We start from the raw sequence: 21,139 nt of genomic DNA, 5'->3' as shown, positions 1-21,139 counted from the left end.
CGGGGGGCGCTGCGAAACCGGATCCGGCGCCGCCCACGCGGACGTGAGCGGCGCCGGCACCGGGTTCAGCGGGGGTGCTGCCGGGTCAGCTGATGCCCGCTTCGGCGCAGGCCTTCGCGAAGGCGGCGGTGCACAGCTCCGCCTTGGTCACGAAACCGTCGTCGACGACCGCCTTGACGTTCGCCTTGGTGATCGCCTCCGGCTTGAGCAGCACGGACTTGACCTCCTTCTTCGACTGCGGGTCGGTCACGGTGCCGGTGGCCGTGGTCGGCGTCTGGCTCTTGGCGAGCGCGATGGCCAGCTCGGCGGCCGCGTCGGCCTCCTTCTTGATCGCCTTGTAGACGGTCATGCACTGGTCGCCGGCGAGGATGTTCTGCAGGCCCTGCACGGTGGCGTCCTGGCCGGTCACCGGGACCTTGCCGTTGAGCTTGTTCTTCTTCAGCACCTCGATGGCCGCGTTGCCGAGGCCGTCGTTGGCCGCCAGCACGCCGGCGATCTTGTTGTTCTTGGTGAGCTGCTGCTCGAAGATCGTGCCGCCCTTGGCGTTGTCCCACTCCGGAACGGCGTCGTCCGGGCCCTTGAGGTACTCACCGGACTGGAACTTGGGCGCCAGGACCGAGTCGTAGCCCTCCTTGAACAGGGTGGCGTTGTTGTCGGTCGGCGAGCCGTTGAGGTACGACACCACAGGTTTGCTGGCCTTGGCCGCGGTCAGGCAGTCCACCAACCCCTGGCCCTGCAGCTTGCCGACCTCGACGTTGTCGAAGGACACGTAGTAGTCGGCGCCGCCGCTGAGGGTGAGGCGGTCGTAGTCGATCGTCGCGATGCCGGCCTTCTTGGCGTTCTCCAGCACGTTCTTGCCGGTGCCGGAGTCCAGGTTCACGATCATGAGGACCTTGACGCCGCTCTGGATCATGCCGTCGGCGATGGTCTGGAACGAGGCCTTGTCGCCCTGCGCGTTCTTGATCTCGGCCTCGACCCCGGCCGCCTTGAACGCCTCGGTCAGGTATTTGTAGTCCGCCGTCTCCCAGCGGGCCGAGCTCTTGGTGTCGGGCAGGATCACGCCGACCTTGCCGGCCTTCGCGGCCTCACCGCTGCCGCCGCCGGCACTGGAGTCGTCGCTCTTGTCGCTACAGGCGGCCATGCTGCCGGCCAGCAGTCCGGCCGCGGCAAGGGCGAACAGTCCCTTACGCATTCCGTATGTCCTTTCGGGGGGTAAATCCGGGACCTTGGGTCGGATTCGTCAGGGGCGATGCGTGCCTGGGAGTGCGCTCCCCTGGTGCCGATGGATCAGGAACCGGTTTGTTGTGCCCGGCAACGTATTCCTGACGTGGCCTAGAACACAAGGCACTACGGTGATCCATCTGATAACCGTGGATAACAATCCGGCAACACGATCCCGGGAAAAAGCCGTTACCGGCGAGCCAGGGTCACGGATGTCGACGCGCCTCGTCGCGTTGGGTGATCTCGCCGTGTGGCATGGGCCGATCCGATTCGGACAGCCGAACGATTCTGGCGCGCGGCGAGGCGGTCAGGCCCGGATGCGGGCCCGGCGCCGACGGGTCAGCCGGGCCCCGGGCGGGAGCCCTCAGGCCCGGATGCGCGCCCGGCACCGACGGGTCAGCCGAGCCCCGGCTTGGGAGCCCTCAGGCCCGGATGCGCGCCCGGCACCGACGGGTCAGCCGAGCCCCGGCCCGGGAGCCCTCAGGCCCGGATGCGCGCCCGGCACCGACGGGTCAGCCGAGCCCCGGGCGGGGAGCCGTCAGGCCCGGATGCGGGCCACGGACGCGGCGGTCAGCCGGATCAGGTCGGCCGGCGCCAGGGCGACCTGCAGGCCGCGGCGGCCCGCCGAGACGTACATCAGGTCCAGGGTCGCGGCCGAGTCGTCGACCACCGTGGGCAGACGCTTGCGCTGCCCGAGCGGGCTGATGCCCCCGCGCACGTACCCACTGCTGCGCTCGGCGGCGCCCCGGTCGGCCAGCGCCGCCCGCTTGCCACCGGTGGCCTGCGCCAGCGCCTTCAGGTCCAGCTCGCCGGTGACCGGCACCACGCCGACGACCAGGCGGCCGTCCACATCGGCCACCAACGTCTTGAACAGCCGTTCCGGCGCGACCCCGAGGGCCTGCGCAACCAGGGCGCCGTAGTTGGGCGCGTCCGGCGAGACCTGGTACGGATGCAGGGTGTGCGCCACCCGCTCCGCGGTCAGCAGCACCGTGGCCGGCGTGCCGGCCGCCTTCTTCGGCATGTGCCGCAGGTTACCCGGGAGCACGGGACACGCGCTCCCCGCGTCGCCACGATCACCCCGGCGGCGCGGAGCGCACGATCACACCGGGCGGCGCGAAGCGCACGATCACACCGGGCGGCATGAAGTGCACATTCATCCCGGCGGCGTGAAGTGCACGATCACCCCGGCGGCGCGGAGCGCACGGTCACACCGGGCGGCGTGGAGTGCGCGGTCACACCGGCGGCGTGGAGTGCGCGGTCAGCAGGGCGGCCGGCGCGCCGTCCACCCGGGTCAGCACCAGCCCGGCCGCGTTCGGCCCGGACAGCCGCAGATCCTTGCGCAGCTGGTCGGGGACCAGCGCGGACCCCCGCTTGCGGATCTCCAGGGTGCCGACGCCGCGGTCGCGCAGCAGCGCGCGCAGCCGTTTGAGGGAGAACGGCAGCACGTCGGTCACCTCCAGCCGCCGGGCGAACGGCGTGTCCACCGGGTCGTCGGTGTAGACGTAGGCGATCTCCGGGTCGCCCAGCCGCCCACCGACCGACGCGGCGAACTCGGCGACCAGGTGCGAGCGGACCACCGCCGGGTCCGGGTCGTAGAACCACGCGCCGACCGGGCCGGTCGGGGCACGCTCCCGCCCCGAGCCGGTCAGCTCGGCCGGCTCGGGGCCGCCCAGCAGGGTGGCCCGCCGGGGCGCCGCCGCCAGCGGGCCGCACCAGAACGCCGCCTCCACCAGGTCGCCGCCGACGCTCACCCACTCGCCCTCGGCGCCCGGCGGCAGCAGCCCGTGATCGATGCCCGGGGCCAGCTTGAGCACCGTGCGCGGGACCCGCCGGGCCAGACCGGCGACGAAGTCCCAGGGCGGCGAGTACGCCTTCGGGTCGAACACCCGGCCACGCCCGGTCTGCCGCCGGGCCGGGTCGGCGAAGACGGCGTCGTACCCCTCCACCGCGACCGTGGTGGCGTCGGCGCACGTCACGGTGATCCGGTCGGCCAGTCCGGCGGCCGCGGCGTTCGCGGCGGCCAGCGCGGCGGTGGCCGGGTCGGCGTCCACGGCGTACACCGAAATGCCGTGCCGGGCCGCGGCGAGCGCGTCGGAGCCCAGCCCACAGCCCAGGTCGGCGAGGGTCCGGACGCCGCAGGCGGCCAGCCGGGCGGCCCGCCGCTGCGCCACCACCGCCCGGGTCGCCTGCTCCAGGCCGTGCCGGGTGAAGAACATTCCGGCGGCGTCCGGGCCGAACTTCACCGCCGCCCGGCGACGCAAACTAGCCTGGGTGAGTGCGGCTGCGGCCAGCTCCGCGCCGAAGCCCCGGGCCCGTAACGCCGAGGCCGCGGCGAGCGGCTCGCCGTCGCCCACCTCGGCCGCCACGGCCAGGGCCTCCGCCCCTTCGGGGGTTTGCAGCACAGCAAGAAGTTCAGGGGTCACACCAGGCATTCTCCTCGGCGTGACAGGTTGGCACTCTGGTTGACGGAGTGCTAGTTCCGGCATAATCTCCGGTTAGCACTCTCAACATGAGGGTGCCAGCCGCCCGGCCCGTCCGTGCGGCTAGCGCCAGGCGGACCGGCACCCGCGACGACGGCCCCGCCCGGTGGCATGAGGCATCTGACCGGCCTGGTTCAAGGCCGGCGAAACCTGTACCCAGGAGGGTATGCCCGTGACTACCGCGACCAAGGTTGCGATCAAGCCGCTCGAGGACCGCATCGTGGTCCAGGCGAACGAGGCCGAGACCACCACGGCGTCGGGCATCGTGATCCCCGACACCGCGAAGGAGAAGCCGCAGGAGGGCACCGTCCTCGCTGTCGGCCCCGGCCGGATCGACGACAAGGGGAACCGGGTTCCGCTCGACGTCAAGGTCGGCGACGTGGTCCTCTACTCGAAGTACGGCGGCACCGAGGTCAAGTACGCCGGTGAGGAGTACCTGGTGCTCTCCGCCCGCGACGTCCTCGCGGTCATCGAGAAGTGACCTACTGACAGTGCTGACCGCCTCGGCCCGGGCAACCGGACCGGGGCGGTAGTGCGTGAAGGGACCATTCATGGCGAAGATCCTGAGTTTCTCCGACGACGCCCGGCACCTGCTGGAGCACGGCGTCAACACGCTCGCCGACACGGTCAAGGTCACCCTCGGCCCCCGCGGTCGCAACGTCGTCCTGGACAAGAAGTTCGGCGCCCCCACGATCACCAACGACGGCGTCACCATCGCCAAGGAGATCGAGCTCACCGACCCGTACCAGAACCTCGGCGCGCAGCTGGTCAAGGAGGTGGCGACCAAGACCAACGACGTCGCCGGCGACGGGACCACCACGGCCACCGTGCTGGCGCAGGCGCTGGTCCGCGAGGGTCTGCGCAACGTCACCGCGGGCGCCAACCCGATCGGCCTCAAGCGCGGCATGGACCTGGCCGCCGAGACCGTCTCCAAGGCGCTGCTGGCCAAGGCCGTCGAGGTCGCCGACCACAAGGCGATCGCGAACGTGGCCACCATCTCGGCCCAGGACGCCACCATCGGCGAGCTGATCGCCGAGGCGATGGACCGGGTCGGCCGCGACGGTGTGATCACCGTCGAGGAGGGCTCGGCGCTGCACACCGAGCTCGACGTCACCGAGGGTCTGCAGTTCGACAAGGGCTTCATCTCGCCGAACTTCGTCACCGACCCGGAGTCGCAGGAGGCGGTGCTGGAGGACGCGCACATCCTCCTCACCACCCAGAAGATCTCCAGCATCGAGGAGCTGCTCCCGCTGCTGGAGAAGGTGCTGCAGACCGGCAAGCCGCTGCTGATCGTGGCCGAGGACGTGGAGGGCCAGGCGCTCTCCACGCTGGTGGTCAACGCGCTGCGGAAGACCATCAAGGTCGCCGCGGTGAAGGCGCCCGGCTTCGGTGACCGCCGCAAGGCGATCCTGCAGGACCTGGCGATCGCCACCGGCGGCGAGCTGATCGCCCCCGAGCTCGGCTACAAGCTCGACCAGGTCGGCATCGAGCAGCTGGGCACCGCCCGGCGGGTCGTGGTCGACAAGGAGAACACCACCATCGTCGACGGTGGCGGGAACGCCTCCGAGGTCGCCGACCGGGTCGCCCAGATCCGCAAGGAGATCGAGGCGTCGGACTCCGACTGGGACCGGGAGAAGCTCTCGGAGCGGCTGGCCAAGCTCTCCGGCGGCGTCGCGGTGATCAAGGTCGGCGCGGCCACCGAGGTCGAGATGAAGGAGCGCAAGCACCGCATCGAGGACGCCATCGCGGCGACCAAGGCGGCCGTCGAGGAGGGCACCGTCCCCGGCGGTGGCGCCGCCCTCGCGCAGGTCGCCAAGGAGCTGGACGGCGACCTGGGCCTCACCGGCGAAGAGGCGATCGGCGTCTCGATCGTTCGCAAGGCGCTGGTGGAGCCGCTGCGCTGGATCGCGCAGAACGCCGGCCACGACGGCTACGTCGTGGTGGGCAAGGTCGGCGAGCTGGGCTGGGGCCACGGCCTCAACGCGGCCACCGACGAGTACGTCGACCTGGCCGCCGCCGGCATCATCGACCCGGTGAAGGTGACCCGCAACGCGGTCTCCAACGCCGTCTCGATCGCCGCGCTGCTGCTGACCACCGAGAGCCTCGTGGTGGAGAAGCCGGCCGAGCCGGCCCCCGCCGCGGCCGGTGGACACGGCCACAGCCACGGTCACGGGCACGGCCACCAGCACGGTCCGGGCTTCTGATCCGGTTCGTCCACGAAAAAGGCGCGTCCCGCACGGGGCGCGCCTTTTTCAATGGCTGCCCAGCAGCCCCTCGGCCGCTGTCCGGGCCGGTGCGGCCGGTTCCCCGGCCGCCCCGGGCTCGTGCCGGCGGCCCGCGTTCTCGTCCCCGCCCTGCCACGAGCGCCAGAGGGCCGCGTACGACCCGTCCGCCGCCACCAGCTCGTCGTGCGAGCCCAGCTCGGTGATCCGCCCGTCCTCCACCACCGCGACCCGGTCCGCGTCGTGCGCCGAGAACAGCCGGTGCACGATCGCCACCACCGTCCGCCCGTGCACCACCGCCGCCAGCGACCGCTCCAGGTCCCGGGCGGCCCGTGGATCGAGCATCGCGGTCGCCTCGTCCAGCACCAGCGTGTGCGGGTCGGCGAGGATCAGCCGGGCCAGCGCAACCTGCTGCGCCTGGGCGGCGGTCAACGGCCACCCGCCGTCGCCGACCCGGGTGTCCAGCCCGCGCGGCAGCGCCTGCGCCCAGTCCAGCGCGTGCACGGCGGCGAGCGCGGCCCGTACGTCCGGCTCCGGCGCCGCCGGGCGGGCCATCGCCACGTTGTCGCGCAGCGTCCCGATGAACACGTGATGCTCCTGGCTGACCAGCGCCACCTCGGCGCGCAACCGGTCCGCGCCGAGCGCGCCGAGCGGCACCCCGCCGACCGTCACGCTGCCCGCGGTGGGCTGGTGGACGCCGGCCAGCAGCCGGCCCAGGGTGGACTTGCCGGCGCCGGACGGGCCGACCACGGCCAGCCGCTCCCCCGGCCGCAGGGTCAGGTCCACGCCGCGCAGCACCTCCCGGCCCCGGACGTATCCGAACCGCACGCCGCGCACCTCGATCGTCGGCCCGGCCGGCTCCGGCGCCGGCCCCCGGGACGGCTGCGGCACCACGGTCACCCCGAGCAGCCGGGCCAGCGAGGCCGCCCCCACCTGCAGCTCGTCGAGCCAGGAGAGCAGCCGGTCCAGCGGGTGGATCAACTGCTGGACGTACACCACCGCCGCGGTCAGCTGGCCCAGGGTGACCGTGCCGCGCAGATACAGCCAGCCGCCGGTGAGCAGGGTCAGGACCATCGGCAGCACGTACCCGACCTCGATCACCGGCCACCACACCGTCCGCAGGAACAGGGTGTACCGCTCGGCCCGCCAGGACCGGCTCAGATCCCGGTCGGTACGCGCCACCCGCTGCGCCTGCCGCCCCAGCGCCTCGACCGTGCGGGCGCCCTCGACCGTCTCGGTGAGCCCGTCGGTCACCTCCGAGTAGGCCGCGTTCTGCCGCAGGTAGCCGGACGGGGCGCGGCGTACGTACCAGCGGGTGCCGGCCACCGTGATCGGCACGCCGACCAGCAGCGGGGCGGCTAGCACCGGGTCCACCGCGATCAGCGCGACCACCACCAGAGCACCGGTGAGCAGCGCGATCATCGTCTCCGGCACGGCCAGCCGGACGCACTTGGAGAGCGCGTCGACGTCCCGGGTGGTCCGGGTGAGCAGGTCCCCGGTCCCCGCCGACTCCACCGTGTCCAGCGGCAGGGTGAGCACCCGGGCGACGAACTCCTCGCGGAGCCGGGCCAGCACCTGCTCGCCGAGCCGGGCCGAGGCCAGGTACGCGAACCGGATCAGCACCGCCTGCAGCGTCACGAATCCGGCCAGCATCGCCGCCAGCCGGTCCAGCTCGGCGACCCGCGCCCCGTGCTGAACGGCCTGCACCAGATCGCCGAGCAGGCGCGGACCGGCCAGCCCGGCCAGCGCGGCCAGCAGGTGCAGGCCCACCGTGGCGCGGAACATGCCGGGATGGTCGCGGAACAGGGCGCGGGCGTACCGCCAGACCTGGGCACGGCTCGCCACCGGCAGCGCCTGGCTCACGGCCGGTCCCCCCGGAGCACCACGCGGGCATAACCCGGCTCACCGGCGAGCAGCTCGTGATGGGTGCCGGCCGCCACCACCCGGCCGCGCCGCACATGGAGCACCCGGTCGGTGTGCCGCAGCACGAGCGGGCTGGACGAGCAGACGACCGTGGTCCGCCCGGCCCGCACCGCCCGGATCCGCTCGGCGATCCGGGCCTCGGTGTGCGCGTCGACCGCGTTGGTCGGCTCCACCAGGATCAGGATCTCCGGATCGGCGACCAGCGCCCGGGCCAGGCGCAGCCGCTGCTGCTGGCCACCGGAGAAGGACCGGCCACGCTCGGCGACCACGCTGTCCAGCCCGTGCGGCAGACCGTCCACGATGTCCTGCGCCGCCGCGGCCGCCAGAGCCTGCGGCAGCCGGCCGCTCCGGTACGGATCCAGGTCCGCCCGCAGGCGGCCGGAGAACAGCCGTGCCTCGTTCTCCGCGACCAGGATCCGCTCCCGCACCACGGCCAGCGGCAGCTCGGTCAGCGGCACCCCGCCCAGCGTGGCGCCGGGGGCGTACCGGCCGAGCCGGTCGGCGATCCGCGCCGCGTCGGCCGGGTCCTCGGCCACGATCGCGGTCAGCCGGCCCGGGACGATGCGTACCCCGGACTCCGGGTCGGCCAGGTCACCGCCCGGCGGCGCGACCGGGACCGGCGGGTCCGGCAGGTCCCGGCGCATCCGCAGCATGGCCACCACCCGGCGGGCCGACACATGGCCCCGGGTCAGCTTGTCGATCGAGTCGGTGAGCTGCCGCAGCGGCGCGACCAGGAACGCGGCGTACGCATAGAACGAGACCAGCTGGCCGACCGTGATCCGCCCGTCCGCGGCCGACCGCGCGCCCAGCCAGGTGACCAGCACCAGGAAGGTGCCGGGCAGCAGCACCTGGGCGGCTTCCAGCAGCGACTCGACGGCGGCGGTGCGTACCCCGGCCGCGCGCAGCGCCTGCGACTGCGCGCGGTAGCGCGCCACCATCACCGCCTCGCCGCCCACGCCGCGCAGCACCCGCAACCCGGTGACCAGGTCGGCGGCCTGGCCGGTGAGCCGGCCCTGCTGCTCCCGGTACGCCTGCTGCCGCCGGTGCAGCGGCCGGATCAGTCCGCTCACGACGGCCATCAGCGCCGGCACGCCGACCAGCACCACCAGCCCGAGCGGCACCGAGGTGCGCAGCAGCAGCACGGTGACCGTGGTGACGGCCAGCAGCGCCCCGGTCCCGCGGGCCGCGACGTCCACGGCGCCACCGATGTGGTTGATGTCCGAGGTGCCGATCGCGACCACCTCGCCGGCGGCCAGGCGGCGCGGCAGCGACGAGCCGAGCCGGTTCGCCTGCCGCACGGTCACCTGCACGGTACGGAAGCCGGCGCCCAGCCAGTTGACCACCGCGAAGCGGTGCCGGCTGATCCCGGTGAGCGCCTGCACCACGCCGACGCCGAACAGCGCCAGAGCCCAGCCGAGCAGCGCCCGCCCGTGCTCGCGCGCGGCCGCGTCGATGGCCCGGCCGACCATCGCGGGCACCAGTGACTGGCAGCCCATCCAGGCCACCGCGAGCACGACCGCCGTGCCGATCGTCATACCGGAGCGCCCGATCAGCCAGCTCAGATATCGGGTGGCGGACCGGGCATCGGGCAGGCCGGGATCGGCCACGGGCAGTCTGCGCATCAGGCTGTCGACGGTAAGGCCGTCGATGCCCTTGCGGCGACCGCTCAGCGATCGACGGGGGTGAAATCCCAGACGTGCGGAGCGCGTGCTACCAGCTTCTCCGGCGGCGCGGGCAGGCTCTCCGGGGTGTTGCGCCATTTGGTGATGACGACGATGCGATGATCCGTGGACGAATAGACGTCACTCGACACATGTTGTGGCAGCACCTCGAGTGCCGGCACCGCCGTGTCGCAGACCCAGCTCAGCAGCTCGTCGAAGCCGCTGCGCGAGGCCCGCACCTCCCACATCCGCGCGATCATGGTGGCTTCCTACCCCGGCACGCTGACCGAGGTCAAACCCATCGCGGAATCGGCCGGCAGGTCCAGGCGGCTCGGCGCGACCCCGGCCGCGACCAGATGCGAACCCAGGGCGGCGACCATCGCGCCGTTGTCGGTGCACAGTTGCGGGCGCGGCACCCGCACCGCGATCCCGTGCCGGGCCGCGCGTTCCTCCGCCAGCAGCCGCAGACGCGAGTTGGCCGCCACGCCTCCGCCGATCACCAGCGTGCGCACCCCGCTGCTGCGGCAGGCGTCGATCGCCTTGGCGGTGAGCACGTCACAGACCGCCTCCTGGAAGCTGGCCGCGACATCGGCGACCGGCACCGGCTCGCCGGCCCGTTCCCGCGCCTCCACCCAGCGCGCCACCGCGGTCTTCAACCCGGAGAAGGAGAAGTCGAACCGGTGCTCGGCCTGGTCCTTCGGCGCGGTCAGCCCGCGCGGGAAGGCGATCGAGGCCGGGTCGCCGTCGCGCGCCGACCGGTCGATGATCGGACCGCCCGGGAAACCCAGCCCGAGCAGCCGGGCCACCTTGTCGAACGCCTCACCGGCCGCGTCGTCGATGGTCGCGCCGAGCGGGGTGACCCCGGCGGTCAGGTCGTCGACCAGCAACAGCGACGAGTGGCCGCCGGAGACCAGCATGGCCACCGCTGGCTCGGGCAGCGGGCCGTGCTCCAGGGTGTCCACCGCCACGTGCGCGGCCAGGTGGTTCACGCCGTAGATCGGTTTCTCCGCGGCCAGTGCGTACCCCTTGGCGGCGGCCACCCCGACCAGCAGCGCGCCGGCCAGGCCCGGGCCGCTGGTGACCGCGATCGCGTCGACGTCGGCCAGGGTCACGCCGGCCTCGTCCAGCGCCCGCTGCATGGTCGGGACCAGCGCCTCCAGGTGCGCCCGGCTGGCCACCTCGGGCACCACGCCGCCGAACCGGGCGTGCTGCTCCACGCTGGAGGCCAGCGCGTCGGCGAGCAGGGTGTGCCCGCGCACGACGCCGACTCCGGTCTCGTCGCAGGAGGTCTCGATCCCGAGGACCAGGGGCTCGTCACGCATCTCGCATCATCACCAGGGCGTCGGTGTTGCTGGGCTGGTAGTAGCCGCGGCGGATGCCGACCGGCTCGAAATCGTAGGTGGCGTACAGCTTCTGCGCCGGATGGTTGTCGACCGCCACCTCCAGCAGGGTCCGGCCGACCCCGCGGCGCGCCGCCTCGCCGAGCAGGTCCTCCAACAGGGCGCGGCCGATGCCGAGCCGCTGGGCGTCCCGGCGGACCGCGATGTTCTGCACCCAGGACTCGTCGTCGTCCACGACGGACAGGCCGGCGTAACCGGCGACCGCGCCGTCCACCGTCGCGACCACGTAGTGGTGGCGCTGGGCGAGCTCGTTCCAGAACATCGCGGCGGACCACCGCTCGGCGCCGAAGAGATCAGCCTCGATCGGCAGCACCTCGTCGATGTGCCACCAGCGGAAACGTTCGATCCGCATCAGGTCAGCACCGGCTTGCGACCGGCCGGCTCGACCGCGTCCGGACGGCGCAGGTAGAGCGGGGTGAGGATCTCGCCGGGCGCGGACGAGCGGACCCGCTCGGCGGCGATCGCGACCAGGGCCGCCCCGGGCGGGTGCAGCAGATGCTCCTCGACCGGCAGGCCGAAGACGTCGCCGTACTTCAGCGCGCCCTCGCCGGCGGCCCGGTCCAGGCCGCCGACCGGCACGTCGGCCGGCTTGGCGACGTCGGGCCCGGACACCCGCTCGCCGTCGGCGTAGGTGGCGTAGTAGACCTCGCGCCGGCGCGCGTCCGTGGCGACCAGCACCCGGCCCGGACCGGCCGCGCGGCCCAGCGCGTCCAGCGAGCACACGCCGTACGTCGGGATGCCGAGCGCCTGACCCATGCTCGCCGCGGTGGCCAGCCCCACCCGCAGACCGGTGAACGGCCCCGGGCCCAGGCCGGCCACGATCGCGGCCAGGTCACCCGGCCGGCGCCCGGCGACCTGCAGCACCGTCGCGATCTCCGGCGCCAGCTTCTCGCCGTGCGCGCGCGGATCGACGGTACGACTTTCCGCCACCCCGAACAGGCCGTCCGTGGTGACCTCGACGAGCGCCGCCGTCGAAGCGGGCGTGGCGGTGTCCAGAGCGAGTACGAGCACGTCTGAAACCCTAGACGGTGGCCCGGGGATCCCAGTCCACCACCGGGCGCCCGGCGTCGGCCAGCGCCTTGTTCGCGGCGCTGAACGGGCGGCTGCCGAGGAACCCGGCCCGGTTGAGCGGGCTCGGGTGCCCCGCCTCCAGCACCGCGTGCACCGGGTTGGTGATCAGCTCGGCCTTCTTCCTCGCGTAGCCGCCCCAGAGCAGGAAGACGATCCGGTCGTCGCGCGCGTTCAGCGCCCGGATCGTCGCGTCGGTGAACGCTTCCCAGCCCTTGCCGGCGTGCGAGGCGGCCTTGCCGGCCCGCACCGTCAGCACCGCGTTGAGCAGCAGCACGCCCTGCCGGGCCCAGCCGGTGAGGTCGCCACCGGTCGGCGGGGCGACCCCGACGTCCTCGGCGAGCTCCTTGAACACGTTGCGCAGCGACGGCGGCACCCGGATCCCGTCGCGCACGCTGAAGCTCAGCCCGTGCGCCTGCCCCGGGCCGTGGTAGGGGTCCTGGCCCAGGATCAGCACCCGGGTCTGCTCCGGCAGGCACAGCCGGTACGCCGCGAACAGGTCCTCCACCGGCGGGTAGACGGTCTGCGCGGCGTACTCCGCCGCGACGAACTCACCCAGCGCGGCGGTCGCCGGGCCATCGAGGAAGGGGGCCAGCTCGGCGCGCCACTGCGCGGGAAGCCGCTCGATCAGGTTCACATCTTCTCCAGTCGAAGTGCCCAGTCGCCGCCGTGCGGCACCAATTCGATCACTCGGGTGTCGTCGTCCAGCCGCTCGATGCGGACCAGGAGGTACTCGTCGTTCAGCTGCTCGACCAGGCCGGCGCCCCACTCCACCACGGTGACCGCCTCGTCGGCGGAGGCGTCCAGGTCCAGGTCGTCGATCTCGGCGCGCGGGTCCGGCCGGTCGCCCAGCCGGTACGCGTCCGCGTGCACCAGCGGCACCGGGCCACGATGCAGCCGGGCGATCACGAACGTCGGCGAGGTGATCGGCCCCTGCACGCCCAGCCCCGCGCCGATGCCCTGCACCAGCGCGGTCTTGCCGGCCCCCAACGGCCCGGTCAGCAGCACCAGGTCGCCCGGGCGCAGCACCGCGGCCAGCCGGCGGCCGAACGCGTGGGTCTGTTCGACGGTGGTCAGCTTCACGAGATCTTCTCCAGGAACGGGATCAGGGCCGCGTTCACCTCGTCGGCCTTCTCCAGCATCACAACGTGCCCGCTGTTCTCGACCTTCAGCAGCTCGGCCTCGGGCAGCTGCTCGATGATCTGCTCGGAGTGAGTGACCGGGGTGAGGTAGTCCCGGGTGCCGACGACCACCAGCACCGGGACGCCGCGCAGCGCGGACAGCGCCGGCAGCCGGCTGTGCCGGTAGAGCGTGTTCAGATATTTGGTGAGCGTCTCCACCGAGGTGCGGGAGTTCATGCTCTCCACGAAGGTGACCAGCGTGGGGCTGGGCCGGGCCTCGCCGAAGCCGTACCGCCGGGTGAGCAGCCAGGCCAGGTCGGAGGAGGCCACCCGGGCCCGGTCGATGGTGCCGCCGCCCAGCCGGGCCGCCTTGTCCCAGAGCGGGAAGAACGGCGCGCTGGCCCGGGCCACCACGTTCGTCACACCCAGCGTGGCCTTGTCGAACAGGCCGGCCGAGGTGGACATCAGCACCACGCCGACCACCCGGTTGCCGAACCACTCCGGGTACTGCTCGGCGAACGCCATGATGGTCATGCCGCCCATCGAGTGCCCGACCAGGATGATGCGCCCGTCCGGAACGGTCGCGTCGAGCACCGCGGCCAGCGACCGGCCCAGGGCGGCGATGTCGTACGTCCCGGAGTGCAGCTTGCTGGAGCGGCCGTGCCCGGGCTGGTCGTAGAAGACCAGCCGGTGCTCGCCGCGCTCGGCGAGCACCTTGCGCTGGAAGTAGAAGGTGCCCATGTCCAGGGCGAAGCCGTGCACGAAGACGATCGTCGGCTTCCCCTCGTCCGCGCCCGCGCGCTCCTCCCCGGCCACGCCCGCGCGCCCCTCCCCGGCCACGCCCGCGCGCCCCTCCCCGGCCACGCCCGCGCGCCCCTCCCCGGCCACGCCGGGCCGCCCTGCCGCGGGCGCGCCCGGCTGCCCGGGCAGCACGATCTCCACGTGCAGCTCCGTGCCGTCCGCCGCGGTCACCGTCAGCTGCTCGTCGAACGGCTGCGCGCCGAACGGCTCGTCGACATACGGGTCACCGGGCTTGTTGACCGAGCGGCGCACCAGCACCCGCTCGACGGCGAACGCGGTGGCCAGCCCGGCCGCCGCGACACCGAGCACGGCGCCGGCCACCCCGGCCCGCCGCGCCGCCCGCGACGGGCTCACGCGACCTCCCCGGTGTAGACCCGGGGCACCCGGCTGCTGCCGAACCGGGTGACGATCTCGTAGTTGATGGTGCCGGTCGCCGCCGCCCAGTCGTCGGCGGTCGGGGCGCCGTCGTCGCCCGGGCCGAACAGGGTGGCCACGTCGCCGGGCGCCACCGGGGCGTCGCCGACGTCCACCACCACCTGGTCCATGCAGACCCGGCCGGCGATCCGCGCGGTGGTCCCGCCGATCCGCACCGGGCCGGCGCTGGACGCGTGCCGGGGCACCCCGTCGCCGTAGCCCAGGGGGACGACGGCCAGGGTGGTCTCCGCGGCGGTGTGGTAGGTCAGGCCGTACGACACGCCCTGGCCGGCCGGCACCCGCTTGGTCATGGTCACCCGGGCGCGGGCGGTCATCGCCGGGCGCAGCCCGTAGGTGCGGCCGGCGATCGGGGACAGCCCGTACGCCGCGATGCCGACCCGGACCAGGTCGAAGTGGGCGTCCGGACGGGTCAGGGTGGCCGCCGAGTTGGCGATGTGCCGGTACCGCGGGGTCAGCGCATACTCCCCGGCCAGGGCCAGCCCGGCGGTGAAGGCGGCGAGCTGCCGGTCGATCGACTCGTGCCCCGGGTCGTCGGCGCACGCCAGGTGGCTCCACACCCCGACAACTTCCAGGTCGCCGTCGGCCTGCGCCTTGGCCGCCGCCTCGAACAGCGCCGGCCACCCGGCGGGCGCCGCCCCGCCGCGGGCCAGCCCGGTGTCCAGCTTCAGGTGCACCCGGGCGGTCCGCCCGGCCCGGCGCGCGGCCGTGACCAGCTCGCCGAGCAGGCCGGGGGTGGCGGCGCTCAGGTCGATCCCGGCCGCGACCCCCTCGTGCAGCGGCAGCCCGGGCGCGATCAGCCAGGCCAGCACCCGCGCCTCGAGACCGGCCCGGCGCAGCTGGAGCGCCTCGTCGAGGGTGGCCACCCCGAGCCAGGTCGCGCCGCCGGCCACCGCGGCCCGGGCGGCCGGGACCATGCCGTGGCCGTAGCCGTCGGCCTTGACGGCGACCAGCACCTCGGCGGAGGTGCCGGCGCGCAGCATCGCGACATTGTCCCGGATGGCGTCCAGATCGACACGGACTTCGGCCTGCCACATGCCATCCACCCTACTGAGGGGTACGACAGTTTCCCCCGGACCGGGTGGTCACCCCAGCAGAGCGGCCAGGACCGGGCGCACGGCCGCGGCGATGTCCGGCGCGGTCACCGGCCCGGCCAGCGCCGCGTGGCGGCCCGCCAGGCCGTGCACGTACGCCGCGGCCACCGCCGCCCGGACCGCCGGCACGCCGGCCGCCAGCAGCGACCCGAGCAAGCCGGCCAGGACGTCGCCGCTGCCCGCGGTGGCCAGCGCCGCGGTGCCGGTGGGATTGGCCCAGATCTCGCCGCCCGGGGACGCCACGATCGTCCGGTCGCCCTTGAGCAGCACCACGGCATTGGTCCAGGCGGCCAGCCGGGCCGCCGCGCCCATCCGGTCGGCGCCCGGCGCCTCCCCGGCCAGCCGCTTGAACTCGCCGTCGTGCGGGGTCAGCACCAGCGGCGCGTCCCGGCGCAGGTCCTCGGCGTGCTCGCCGCCGACCAGCAGGGTGATCGCGTCCGCGTCCAGCAGCACCGGCAGCGGGGTGGCCAGCACGCTGCGCAGCTCGGTACGCGCGGCGTGGTCGGTGCCCAGCCCGGAGCCGCAGGCCCAGGCCTGCACCCGGCCGGCGTCGCCCACCCGCGGCGCGGCCACCACCGACGGGTGGGCGCGGACCACCTCCCGGTGGGCGCTGCCGGCGTAGCGCACCATCCCGGCCGGCCCCGCCAGCGCCCCGGCCGTGGACAGCAGCGCGGCGCCCGGGTACCGCGCCGAGCCGGTGGCCAGGCCGACCACGCCGCGGGTGTACTTGTCCGAGGCCGCCCCCGGCCGGGGCCACCAGGCCGCGACGTCGGCCGCCTCGGCCACCCGCACCGCCGGATCGGTGACCAGCACCGGTCCCAGCCCGATGTCGACCAGCTCGACCTGCCCGCAGCGGGGCGCCGCCGGACCGGCCACGTGGGCCGGCTTCAGGCAGCCGAAGGTCACCGTGACGTCCGCGGTCACCGCCTCGCCCGGCACGTCGCCGGTGTCCACGGCCACCCCGCTGGGCACATCCACGGCCACCACCGGGGGCCGCTGCCCGGTCCGGCCGCGCAGCTCGCCGAGCCGGCTCACCAGCGCCGCGGCCGCCGGGCGCAGACCGCCGGCCGCGCCGATCCCGACGATGCCGTCGAGCACCAGGTCGGCCCGGGCGGGCAGGTCGGTCGTGGTGAATCCACCGGACCGGCGCAGCGCGGCCAACCCGGCCAGATGCACCCGGTCCGGGGTGAGCAGCAGTGCACGCACCTGAGCGCCGCGGGCGGCCAGCGCCGCGCCGGCGTAGAGCGTGTCGCCGCCGTTGTCGCCGCTGCCGACCAGCAGCAGCACCCGGGCGCCGTAGACGCCGCCGGTGTCCCCGAGCAGCAGCGCGCAGCGCCGGGCCAGGCCGGCCGCGGCCCGCCGCATCAGCGTGCCCTCCGGCAGCGTCGCCATCAGGGTCTGCTCCGCCGCGCGTACGTCCGCGACCCGCCATGCCTGCCGCATGCGTCGTCCCTCCTAGGCCTCGGCGACCACCATCGCGGACGCGATCCCGCCGTCGTGCGACAGCGACAGGTGCCACCGGCTGATGCCGCGCTCGGTCGCGGCGGCGGCGACCGTACCCGAAACGGTCAACCAGGGACGGCCGTCCGGGTCGCTGACGATCTCGCAGTCGTGCCAGCGCAGCCCGGCCGGGGCGCCCAGCGCCTTGGCCACCGCCTCCTTGGCGGCGAACCGGGCGGCCAGCGACTCCGCCGAGCGCGGGTTGCCCGACCCGGTCAGCCGCTCCGCCTCGGTGAACAGGCGGTCGGCGAGCAGCGGGGTCCGATCGAGCGCACGGGCGAAGCGGTCCACCAGGACGACGTCGATGCCGACAGACACGATCACAACGGACACCCTAACGGTCCCCGCCGCCCTGTGGACATGCTGCGCAGCGTTGTCCACAGGGGTCCCCGGCGGCTTCGGGAACCGCCTACCGTCGGCGCGTCCGTCCCCGGCCCAGGAGGTTGCCGCCATGAATCCCGATCTCGACGTGGACACCGGTCAGCTGCGCCGTGCCGCCTCCGCGGTCGCCGGCGCCGCGTCGCGGGTGCGGGAGGCGGCGGGCGCGGCCCCGCCACCGGTGCCCGGGCCGCCGTGGGCCACGACCGGCGCCACGGCCTCGGCCGCCGACGCGGCCGGGCAGCGGCTGCGTGAGCTCGGCGCCGAGCTGTCCGGCGCCGCGCAGCGGATCGAGACGACCCGCGCGGCGTACGCCGAGGCCGACGCCCGTGCCGCCGCCCGGCTCCGGGCCGCCCGGTGACCGTCGCCGCGCTGCCCGCCCCGGCCCGGGTGACGTACGCCCGGCTGCGCGCCACCGATCCGGCGCACTGGTCCGCCGCCGCCCTCGCCTGGCGGCGCTGGGCCGCGCTGGCCGGCGTGCTCTGCGGCGAGTTCGGTCCACTGGCCGGGAAACTGCGCGCGGCCTGGTCCGGGGCCGCCGCCGACGCCGCCACCGCGCGGCTCGGCGTGCTGCGCCGCCGGCTGGTGCTGTTCCGGCTGCTCTGCTGGCGGGCCGACCAGGTGCTCAGCGAGTTCGCCGCGGCGCTGGCCCGGGCCAGGGCGCTGCTCGACCGGGCCCGTGTCACGGCCCGGGCCGCCGGGGTGGCGATCGACGACTCCGGCTCGGTCCCCGCCGGGGCGGCGGCGACCGAGCTGGCCGCCGCGCTGCGGGTGGCCGCCACCGCCGACGGCAGCGCCGCGGCCCGCCTCGCCGGGCTCGCCGTCGTGCCGGCCGCACCGGCCACCACCTTCCGGCCGGACTGCACGGCCACGCCGGCACAGGTGCGTCGGTGGTGGGCCGGGCTGTCCCCGGCCGAGCGGATGTGGCTGCTGGGCAACGAGCCGACCGCGGTGGCCGGGCTGGACGGCGTCCCGGTGGCCGATCGGGACCTGGCCAACCGGCTGCTGCTGGCCGACCGCCGCGATCGGCTGCTGCGCCACGGCGGCGAGAAGGACGCGGACAAGCTGCGCGGGCTGGACCGGCTGGCGTCCCGGCTGGAGGACGAGCGGGGGTCGAGGGCGTACCTGATCGGGCTGGACGTCTCCGCCGACGGCCGGGCCGTGATCGCCCTCGGCGACCCGGACCACGCGGCGAACGTGCTCACCCACGTGCCCGGGATGACCTCCGACCTGGCCTCGCTCGGCGGCGAGCTGACCCGGGCCGAGCGGGTCGCGGCCCGGGCCGGCGAGCTCGGGCCGGACGCCGGCACCAGCGCGGTGCTGTGGCTGGACTACGACGCGCCGGACTTCCTGCACGAGGCCTGGTCGGGGCGGCAGGCCGCGACCGGGGCGACCGGCCTGCAACGGTTCCAGGACGGGTTGCGGGCCACCCACGACGGCCCGGCGGCGCGGCAGACCGTGCTAGGGCACAGCTACGGGTCGCTGGTGGTGGGCAAGGCCGCGGCCGGCGGGATGGACGCCGACCGGGTGGTCTTCGTCGGCTCGCCCGGGGTCGGCGTCGACTCGGCGGCGCAGTTGGGCCTGCCGGCCGGCCAGGTCTTCTCGTCCACCTCGCGCAGCGACCCGATCCAGTGGCTGGCGGTGTCCCCCGGCACCATGGTCCGCGACCTGGCGATCGGCCTGACCGGGACGGCGCTCGCCGGGCCGGCCGAGGACCTGTGGTTCGGCCACAATCCGAGCGATCCCGGGTTCGGCGCGCGGGTCTTCGCCAGCCAGGGCGACGGCGGCCACCTGGGTTACTGGGAGCCGGGCCGGCCGGCGCTGGACGCCCTGGCCACGATCACCCTGGGCGGGACGCCGTGACGGGTTGCCGGGCCACGGCCCGGCAACCCGCCGGCGGATCACTCGACGGTGACCGACTTGGCCAGGTTGCGCGGCTGGTCCACGTCGTTGCCGCGGGCGGCCGCGATCTCGCACGCGAGCACCTGCAACGGCACGGTCGTCATCAGCGGGGCGAGCAGGGTCGGCGTGTGCGGCACCTGGATCAGGTGGTCGGCGTAGGCCCGCACGCCCTCGTCGCCCTCCTCGGCGATCACGATGGTGCGGGCGCCACGGGCGCGCACCTCCTGGATGTTGGAGACCACCTTGTCGCGCATCACGCCCCGGCCGGCCGGCGACGGCACCACGCAGACCACCGGGGTGCCCTGGTCGATCAGCGCGATCGAGCCGTGCTTGAGCTCACCGGCGGCGAAGCCCTCGGCGTGCATGTAGGCGAGCTCCTTGAGCTTGAGCGCGCCCTCCAGAGCCACCGGGAAACCGACGTGCCGGCCGATGAACAGGATCGTCGACGCGGTGCGCAGGTCACGGGCCAGCTCGCGGACCTCCCCCATCGAGTCGAGCAGCGTGCGCAGGCTGTCCGGGGTGGCGCGGAGCTTCTCCACCACGGCGGCGACCTCGTCGGCGTACATCACGCCGCGGATCTGGGCCAGGTGCAGGCCGATCAGGTAACAGGCGACCAGCTGGGTGAGGAACGCCTTGGTGGAGGCGACCGCGATCTCCGGCCCGCCGTGGGTGTAGAGGACGGCGTCCGACTCGCGCGGGATGGTGGAGCCGTTGGTGTTGCAGATGGCCAGCACCCGGGCCTTCTGCTCCTTGGCGTGCCGCAGCGCCATCAGGGTGTCCATGGTCTCGCCGGACTGGCTGATCGCGATCACCAGGGTGGACCGGTCGAGGATCGGGTCGCGGTAGCGGAACTCGCTGGCCAGCTCCACCTCGCAGGGGATGCGCACCCAGTGCTCGATGGCGTACTTCGCGACCATGCCGGCGTGGTACGCGGTGCCGCAGGCCACGATGAAGACCTTGTCCACGTCGCGCAGGTCCTGGTCGGTGAGCCGGACCTCGTCCAGGAGGATCTCGCCACGCTCGCTCAGCCGGCCCAGCAGCGTGTCCGCGATGGCCTGCGGCTGCTCGGCGATCTCCTTGAGCATGAAGTAGTCGTAACCGCCCTTCTCGGCGGCCGACGAGTCCCAGTCGATGTGGAACTCCTGCCCGGTCGCCGCGACGCCGTCGAAATCGGTGATCTCGATGTCGTCCGGGGTGATCAGGACGACCTGGTCCTGACCGAGCTCGACCGCTTCCCGGGTGTGCTCGATGAACGCCGAGACGTCGCTGGCCAGGAAGTTCTCCCCGGCACCGCGGCCCACCACGAGCGGCGAGTTGCGCCGCGCGGCGACCACCGCGTCCGGCACGTCGACGTCCACCGCGAGCAGGGTGAACGCGCCCTCCAGCCGGCGCACGACCCGCCGCATGCCCTCGGCGAGCAGCGCCGGGCCGCCCTGCGCGCCGGACTCGCGCAGCGCGCGCATCTCGGCGGCGAGCAGGTGCGCCGCGCACTCGCTGTCGGTGTCACTGCGGAACTCGATGCCGTCGGCCTCCAGCTCGGCGCGCAGCTTGGCGAAGTTCTCGATGATCCCGTTGTGGATGACGGCGACCCGGCCGTCGGCGGAGAGGTGCGGGTGCGCGTTGCGGTCGGTCGGACCGCCGTGGGTGGCCCACCGGGTGTGCCCGATGCCGGTACGCCCCGCGGCGATCCCGTCGCCGGTGCGCTCGGAGAGAGCCTTCTCCAGGTTGGCCAGCTTGCCGGCCCGCTTCTCGGTACGAACCTCGTCATTGTCGATGACGGCGACGCCCGCGGAGTCGTACCCGCGGTACTCCAGGCGCCGGAGACCATCGAGGACGATGCTCAGGGCCGGACGACTGCCAACGTAACCCACGATCCCACACATGCCGGGCAGCGTAGCCGACTTTCACGCAAACGTCATGCGCGAGAAGCACCGTT

At 74.1% G+C, this 21,139-nt stretch carries 19 protein-coding genes and 1 pseudogene; 4 read left to right on the top strand and 16 right to left on the bottom strand.

Annotated elements, in window-relative coordinates:
- Window positions 1–85: 85 nt before the first annotated feature.
- The 3 genes from ACTEI_RS03350 to ACTEI_RS03340 all read right to left on the bottom strand — a co-directional run bounded on the left by ACTEI_RS03350 (window position 86) and on the right by ACTEI_RS03340 (window position 3,653).
- Entirely contained in the window at window positions 86–1,192 is a 1,107-nt protein-coding gene (locus ACTEI_RS03350; RefSeq protein ID WP_122976288.1) for a sugar ABC transporter substrate-binding protein, read from the bottom strand.
- A gap of 567 nt (window positions 1,193–1,759) precedes the next feature.
- Window positions 1,760–2,242: a Cys-tRNA(Pro) deacylase gene (gene ybaK, locus ACTEI_RS03345; RefSeq protein ID WP_122981891.1), complete on the bottom strand. Its 483-nt coding sequence runs from the start codon at window positions 2,240–2,242 to the stop codon at window positions 1,760–1,762.
- Between the two features lie 211 nt (window positions 2,243–2,453).
- The gene (locus ACTEI_RS03340) at window positions 2,454–3,653 is read right to left on the bottom strand and encodes a class I SAM-dependent methyltransferase (protein ID WP_239082281.1); all 1,200 of its coding nucleotides are present in this window, start codon (window positions 3,651–3,653) and stop codon (window positions 2,454–2,456) included.
- Between the two features lie 214 nt (window positions 3,654–3,867).
- Here ACTEI_RS03340 and groES point away from each other — a divergent pair, with 214 nt between their 5' ends.
- Together groES and groL are read left to right on the top strand one after the other, a co-directional pair.
- Entirely contained in the window at window positions 3,868–4,182 is a 315-nt protein-coding gene (gene groES / locus ACTEI_RS03335; protein ID WP_014440794.1) for a co-chaperone GroES, read from the top strand.
- Window positions 4,183–4,252: 70 nt separating this feature from the next.
- Window positions 4,253–5,905, top strand: coding sequence for a chaperonin GroEL (groL, locus tag ACTEI_RS03330; protein WP_122976286.1), 1,653 nt, complete (start codon window positions 4,253–4,255; stop codon window positions 5,903–5,905).
- Between the two features lie 48 nt (window positions 5,906–5,953).
- Here the strand turns inward: groL and ACTEI_RS03325 are convergent, their stop codons facing one another.
- The 12 genes and pseudogenes from ACTEI_RS03325 to ACTEI_RS03270 form a co-directional block, all read right to left on the bottom strand.
- On the bottom strand, window positions 5,954–7,786 hold the full coding sequence (locus ACTEI_RS03325; RefSeq protein WP_122976285.1) for an ABC transporter ATP-binding protein: 1,833 nt from the start codon (window positions 7,784–7,786) through the stop codon (window positions 5,954–5,956).
- Entirely contained in the window at window positions 7,783–9,468 is a 1,686-nt protein-coding gene (locus ACTEI_RS03320) for an ABC transporter ATP-binding protein (RefSeq protein ID WP_122976284.1), read from the bottom strand. Before ACTEI_RS03320 ends, ACTEI_RS03325 begins: the two co-directional genes overlap by 4 nt.
- A 44-nt stretch (window positions 9,469–9,512) precedes the next feature.
- A complete protein-coding gene (locus ACTEI_RS03315; protein ID WP_122976283.1) occupies window positions 9,513–9,767 on the bottom strand; it encodes a hypothetical protein in 255 nt (84 codons plus the stop codon).
- A 9-nt stretch (window positions 9,768–9,776) separates the two neighbouring features.
- Complete coding sequence (gene tsaD / locus ACTEI_RS03310; protein ID WP_122976282.1) at window positions 9,777–10,829, bottom strand: tRNA (adenosine(37)-N6)-threonylcarbamoyltransferase complex transferase subunit TsaD; 1,053 nt, start codon at window positions 10,827–10,829, stop codon at window positions 9,777–9,779.
- On the bottom strand, window positions 10,822–11,259 hold the full coding sequence (gene rimI, locus ACTEI_RS03305; RefSeq protein WP_122976281.1) for a ribosomal protein S18-alanine N-acetyltransferase: 438 nt from the start codon (window positions 11,257–11,259) through the stop codon (window positions 10,822–10,824). Before rimI ends, tsaD begins: the two co-directional genes overlap by 8 nt.
- Window positions 11,259–11,918, bottom strand: a complete 660-nt coding sequence (tsaB, locus tag ACTEI_RS03300) for a tRNA (adenosine(37)-N6)-threonylcarbamoyltransferase complex dimerization subunit type 1 TsaB (protein WP_122976280.1) — start codon at window positions 11,916–11,918, stop codon at window positions 11,259–11,261. The genes rimI and tsaB overlap by 1 nt, the downstream gene beginning before the upstream one ends.
- Before the next feature lie 10 nt (window positions 11,919–11,928).
- Window positions 11,929–12,612 carry a uracil-DNA glycosylase gene (gene ung, locus ACTEI_RS03295; protein WP_122976279.1) on the bottom strand — a complete coding sequence of 228 codons (684 nt, stop codon included), beginning with the start codon at window positions 12,610–12,612 and terminating at the stop codon, window positions 11,929–11,931.
- The gene (gene tsaE, locus ACTEI_RS03290) at window positions 12,609–13,058 is read right to left on the bottom strand and encodes a tRNA (adenosine(37)-N6)-threonylcarbamoyltransferase complex ATPase subunit type 1 TsaE (RefSeq protein ID WP_122976278.1); all 450 of its coding nucleotides are present in this window, start codon (window positions 13,056–13,058) and stop codon (window positions 12,609–12,611) included. Before tsaE ends, ung begins: the two co-directional genes overlap by 4 nt.
- Window positions 13,055–13,894 (bottom strand): annotated as a pseudogene (locus ACTEI_RS03285) (alpha/beta fold hydrolase); the annotation flags it as partial. The pseudogene ACTEI_RS03285 and the gene tsaE, both read right to left, overlap by 4 nt.
- Window positions 13,895–14,247: 353 nt before the next feature.
- Window positions 14,248–15,366, bottom strand: coding sequence for an alanine racemase (gene alr, locus ACTEI_RS03280; RefSeq protein ID WP_122976276.1), 1,119 nt, complete (start codon window positions 15,364–15,366; stop codon window positions 14,248–14,250).
- 48 nt (window positions 15,367–15,414) lie between these two features.
- Window positions 15,415–16,866 carry an NAD(P)H-hydrate dehydratase gene (locus tag ACTEI_RS03275; RefSeq protein WP_122976275.1) on the bottom strand — a complete coding sequence of 484 codons (1,452 nt, stop codon included), beginning with the start codon at window positions 16,864–16,866 and terminating at the stop codon, window positions 15,415–15,417.
- Between the two features lie 12 nt (window positions 16,867–16,878).
- Window positions 16,879–17,247 (bottom strand): holo-ACP synthase, encoded by a 369-nt coding sequence (locus ACTEI_RS03270; RefSeq protein ID WP_122976274.1) that lies wholly within the window; start codon window positions 17,245–17,247, stop codon window positions 16,879–16,881.
- A 127-nt stretch (window positions 17,248–17,374) separates the two neighbouring features.
- Between ACTEI_RS03270 and ACTEI_RS03265 the strand changes: the two genes are divergently transcribed.
- Together ACTEI_RS03265 and ACTEI_RS03260 are read left to right on the top strand one after the other, a co-directional pair.
- On the top strand, window positions 17,375–17,662 hold the full coding sequence (locus ACTEI_RS03265; RefSeq protein ID WP_122976273.1) for a hypothetical protein: 288 nt from the start codon (window positions 17,375–17,377) through the stop codon (window positions 17,660–17,662).
- The gene (locus tag ACTEI_RS03260) at window positions 17,659–19,164 is read left to right on the top strand and encodes an alpha/beta hydrolase (protein WP_122976272.1); all 1,506 of its coding nucleotides are present in this window, start codon (window positions 17,659–17,661) and stop codon (window positions 19,162–19,164) included. The genes ACTEI_RS03265 and ACTEI_RS03260 overlap by 4 nt, the downstream gene beginning before the upstream one ends.
- A 38-nt stretch (window positions 19,165–19,202) precedes the next feature.
- Here the strand turns inward: ACTEI_RS03260 and glmS are convergent, their stop codons facing one another.
- Window positions 19,203–21,086, bottom strand: coding sequence for a glutamine--fructose-6-phosphate transaminase (isomerizing) (gene glmS, locus ACTEI_RS03255; protein ID WP_122976271.1), 1,884 nt, complete (start codon window positions 21,084–21,086; stop codon window positions 19,203–19,205).
- Window positions 21,087–21,139 lie beyond the last annotated feature (53 nt).

The sequence above is a fragment of the Actinoplanes teichomyceticus ATCC 31121 genome, assembly GCF_003711105.1.
GTDB lineage: Bacteria > Actinomycetota > Actinomycetes > Mycobacteriales > Micromonosporaceae > Actinoplanes > Actinoplanes teichomyceticus.
Note: the sequence above shows the minus strand (reverse complement) of the source record. Positions and strands in the feature narration are given on the sequence as shown.

What these genes read in the sequence shown, in the direction of transcription:
- ACTEI_RS03350 (WP_122976288.1), bottom strand. Translation starts at nt 1,192, where the DNA reads ATGCGTAAGGGACTGTTCGCCCTTGCCGCGGCCGGACTGCTGGCCGGC.
- ybaK (WP_122981891.1), bottom strand. Translation starts at nt 2,242, where the DNA reads ATGCCGAAGAAGGCGGCCGGCACGCCGGCCACGGTGCTGCTGACCGCG.
- ACTEI_RS03340 (WP_239082281.1), bottom strand. Translation starts at nt 3,653, where the DNA reads ATGCCTGGTGTGACCCCTGAACTTCTTGCTGTGCTGCAAACCCCCGAA.
- groES (WP_014440794.1), top strand. Translation starts at nt 3,868, where the DNA reads ATGCCCGTGACTACCGCGACCAAGGTTGCGATCAAGCCGCTCGAGGAC.
- groL (WP_122976286.1), top strand. Translation starts at nt 4,253, where the DNA reads ATGGCGAAGATCCTGAGTTTCTCCGACGACGCCCGGCACCTGCTGGAG.
- ACTEI_RS03320 (WP_122976284.1), bottom strand. Translation starts at nt 9,468, where the DNA reads ATGCGCAGACTGCCCGTGGCCGATCCCGGCCTGCCCGATGCCCGGTCC.
- ACTEI_RS03315 (WP_122976283.1), bottom strand. Translation starts at nt 9,767, where the DNA reads ATGATCGCGCGGATGTGGGAGGTGCGGGCCTCGCGCAGCGGCTTCGAC.
- tsaD (WP_122976282.1), bottom strand. Translation starts at nt 10,829, where the DNA reads ATGCGTGACGAGCCCCTGGTCCTCGGGATCGAGACCTCCTGCGACGAG.
- rimI (WP_122976281.1), bottom strand. Translation starts at nt 11,259, where the DNA reads ATGCGGATCGAACGTTTCCGCTGGTGGCACATCGACGAGGTGCTGCCG.
- alr (WP_122976276.1), bottom strand. Translation starts at nt 15,366, where the DNA reads ATGTGGCAGGCCGAAGTCCGTGTCGATCTGGACGCCATCCGGGACAAT.
- ACTEI_RS03275 (WP_122976275.1), bottom strand. Translation starts at nt 16,866, where the DNA reads ATGCGGCAGGCATGGCGGGTCGCGGACGTACGCGCGGCGGAGCAGACC.
- ACTEI_RS03265 (WP_122976273.1), top strand. Translation starts at nt 17,375, where the DNA reads ATGAATCCCGATCTCGACGTGGACACCGGTCAGCTGCGCCGTGCCGCC.
- glmS (WP_122976271.1), bottom strand. Translation starts at nt 21,086, where the DNA reads ATGTGTGGGATCGTGGGTTACGTTGGCAGTCGTCCGGCCCTGAGCATC.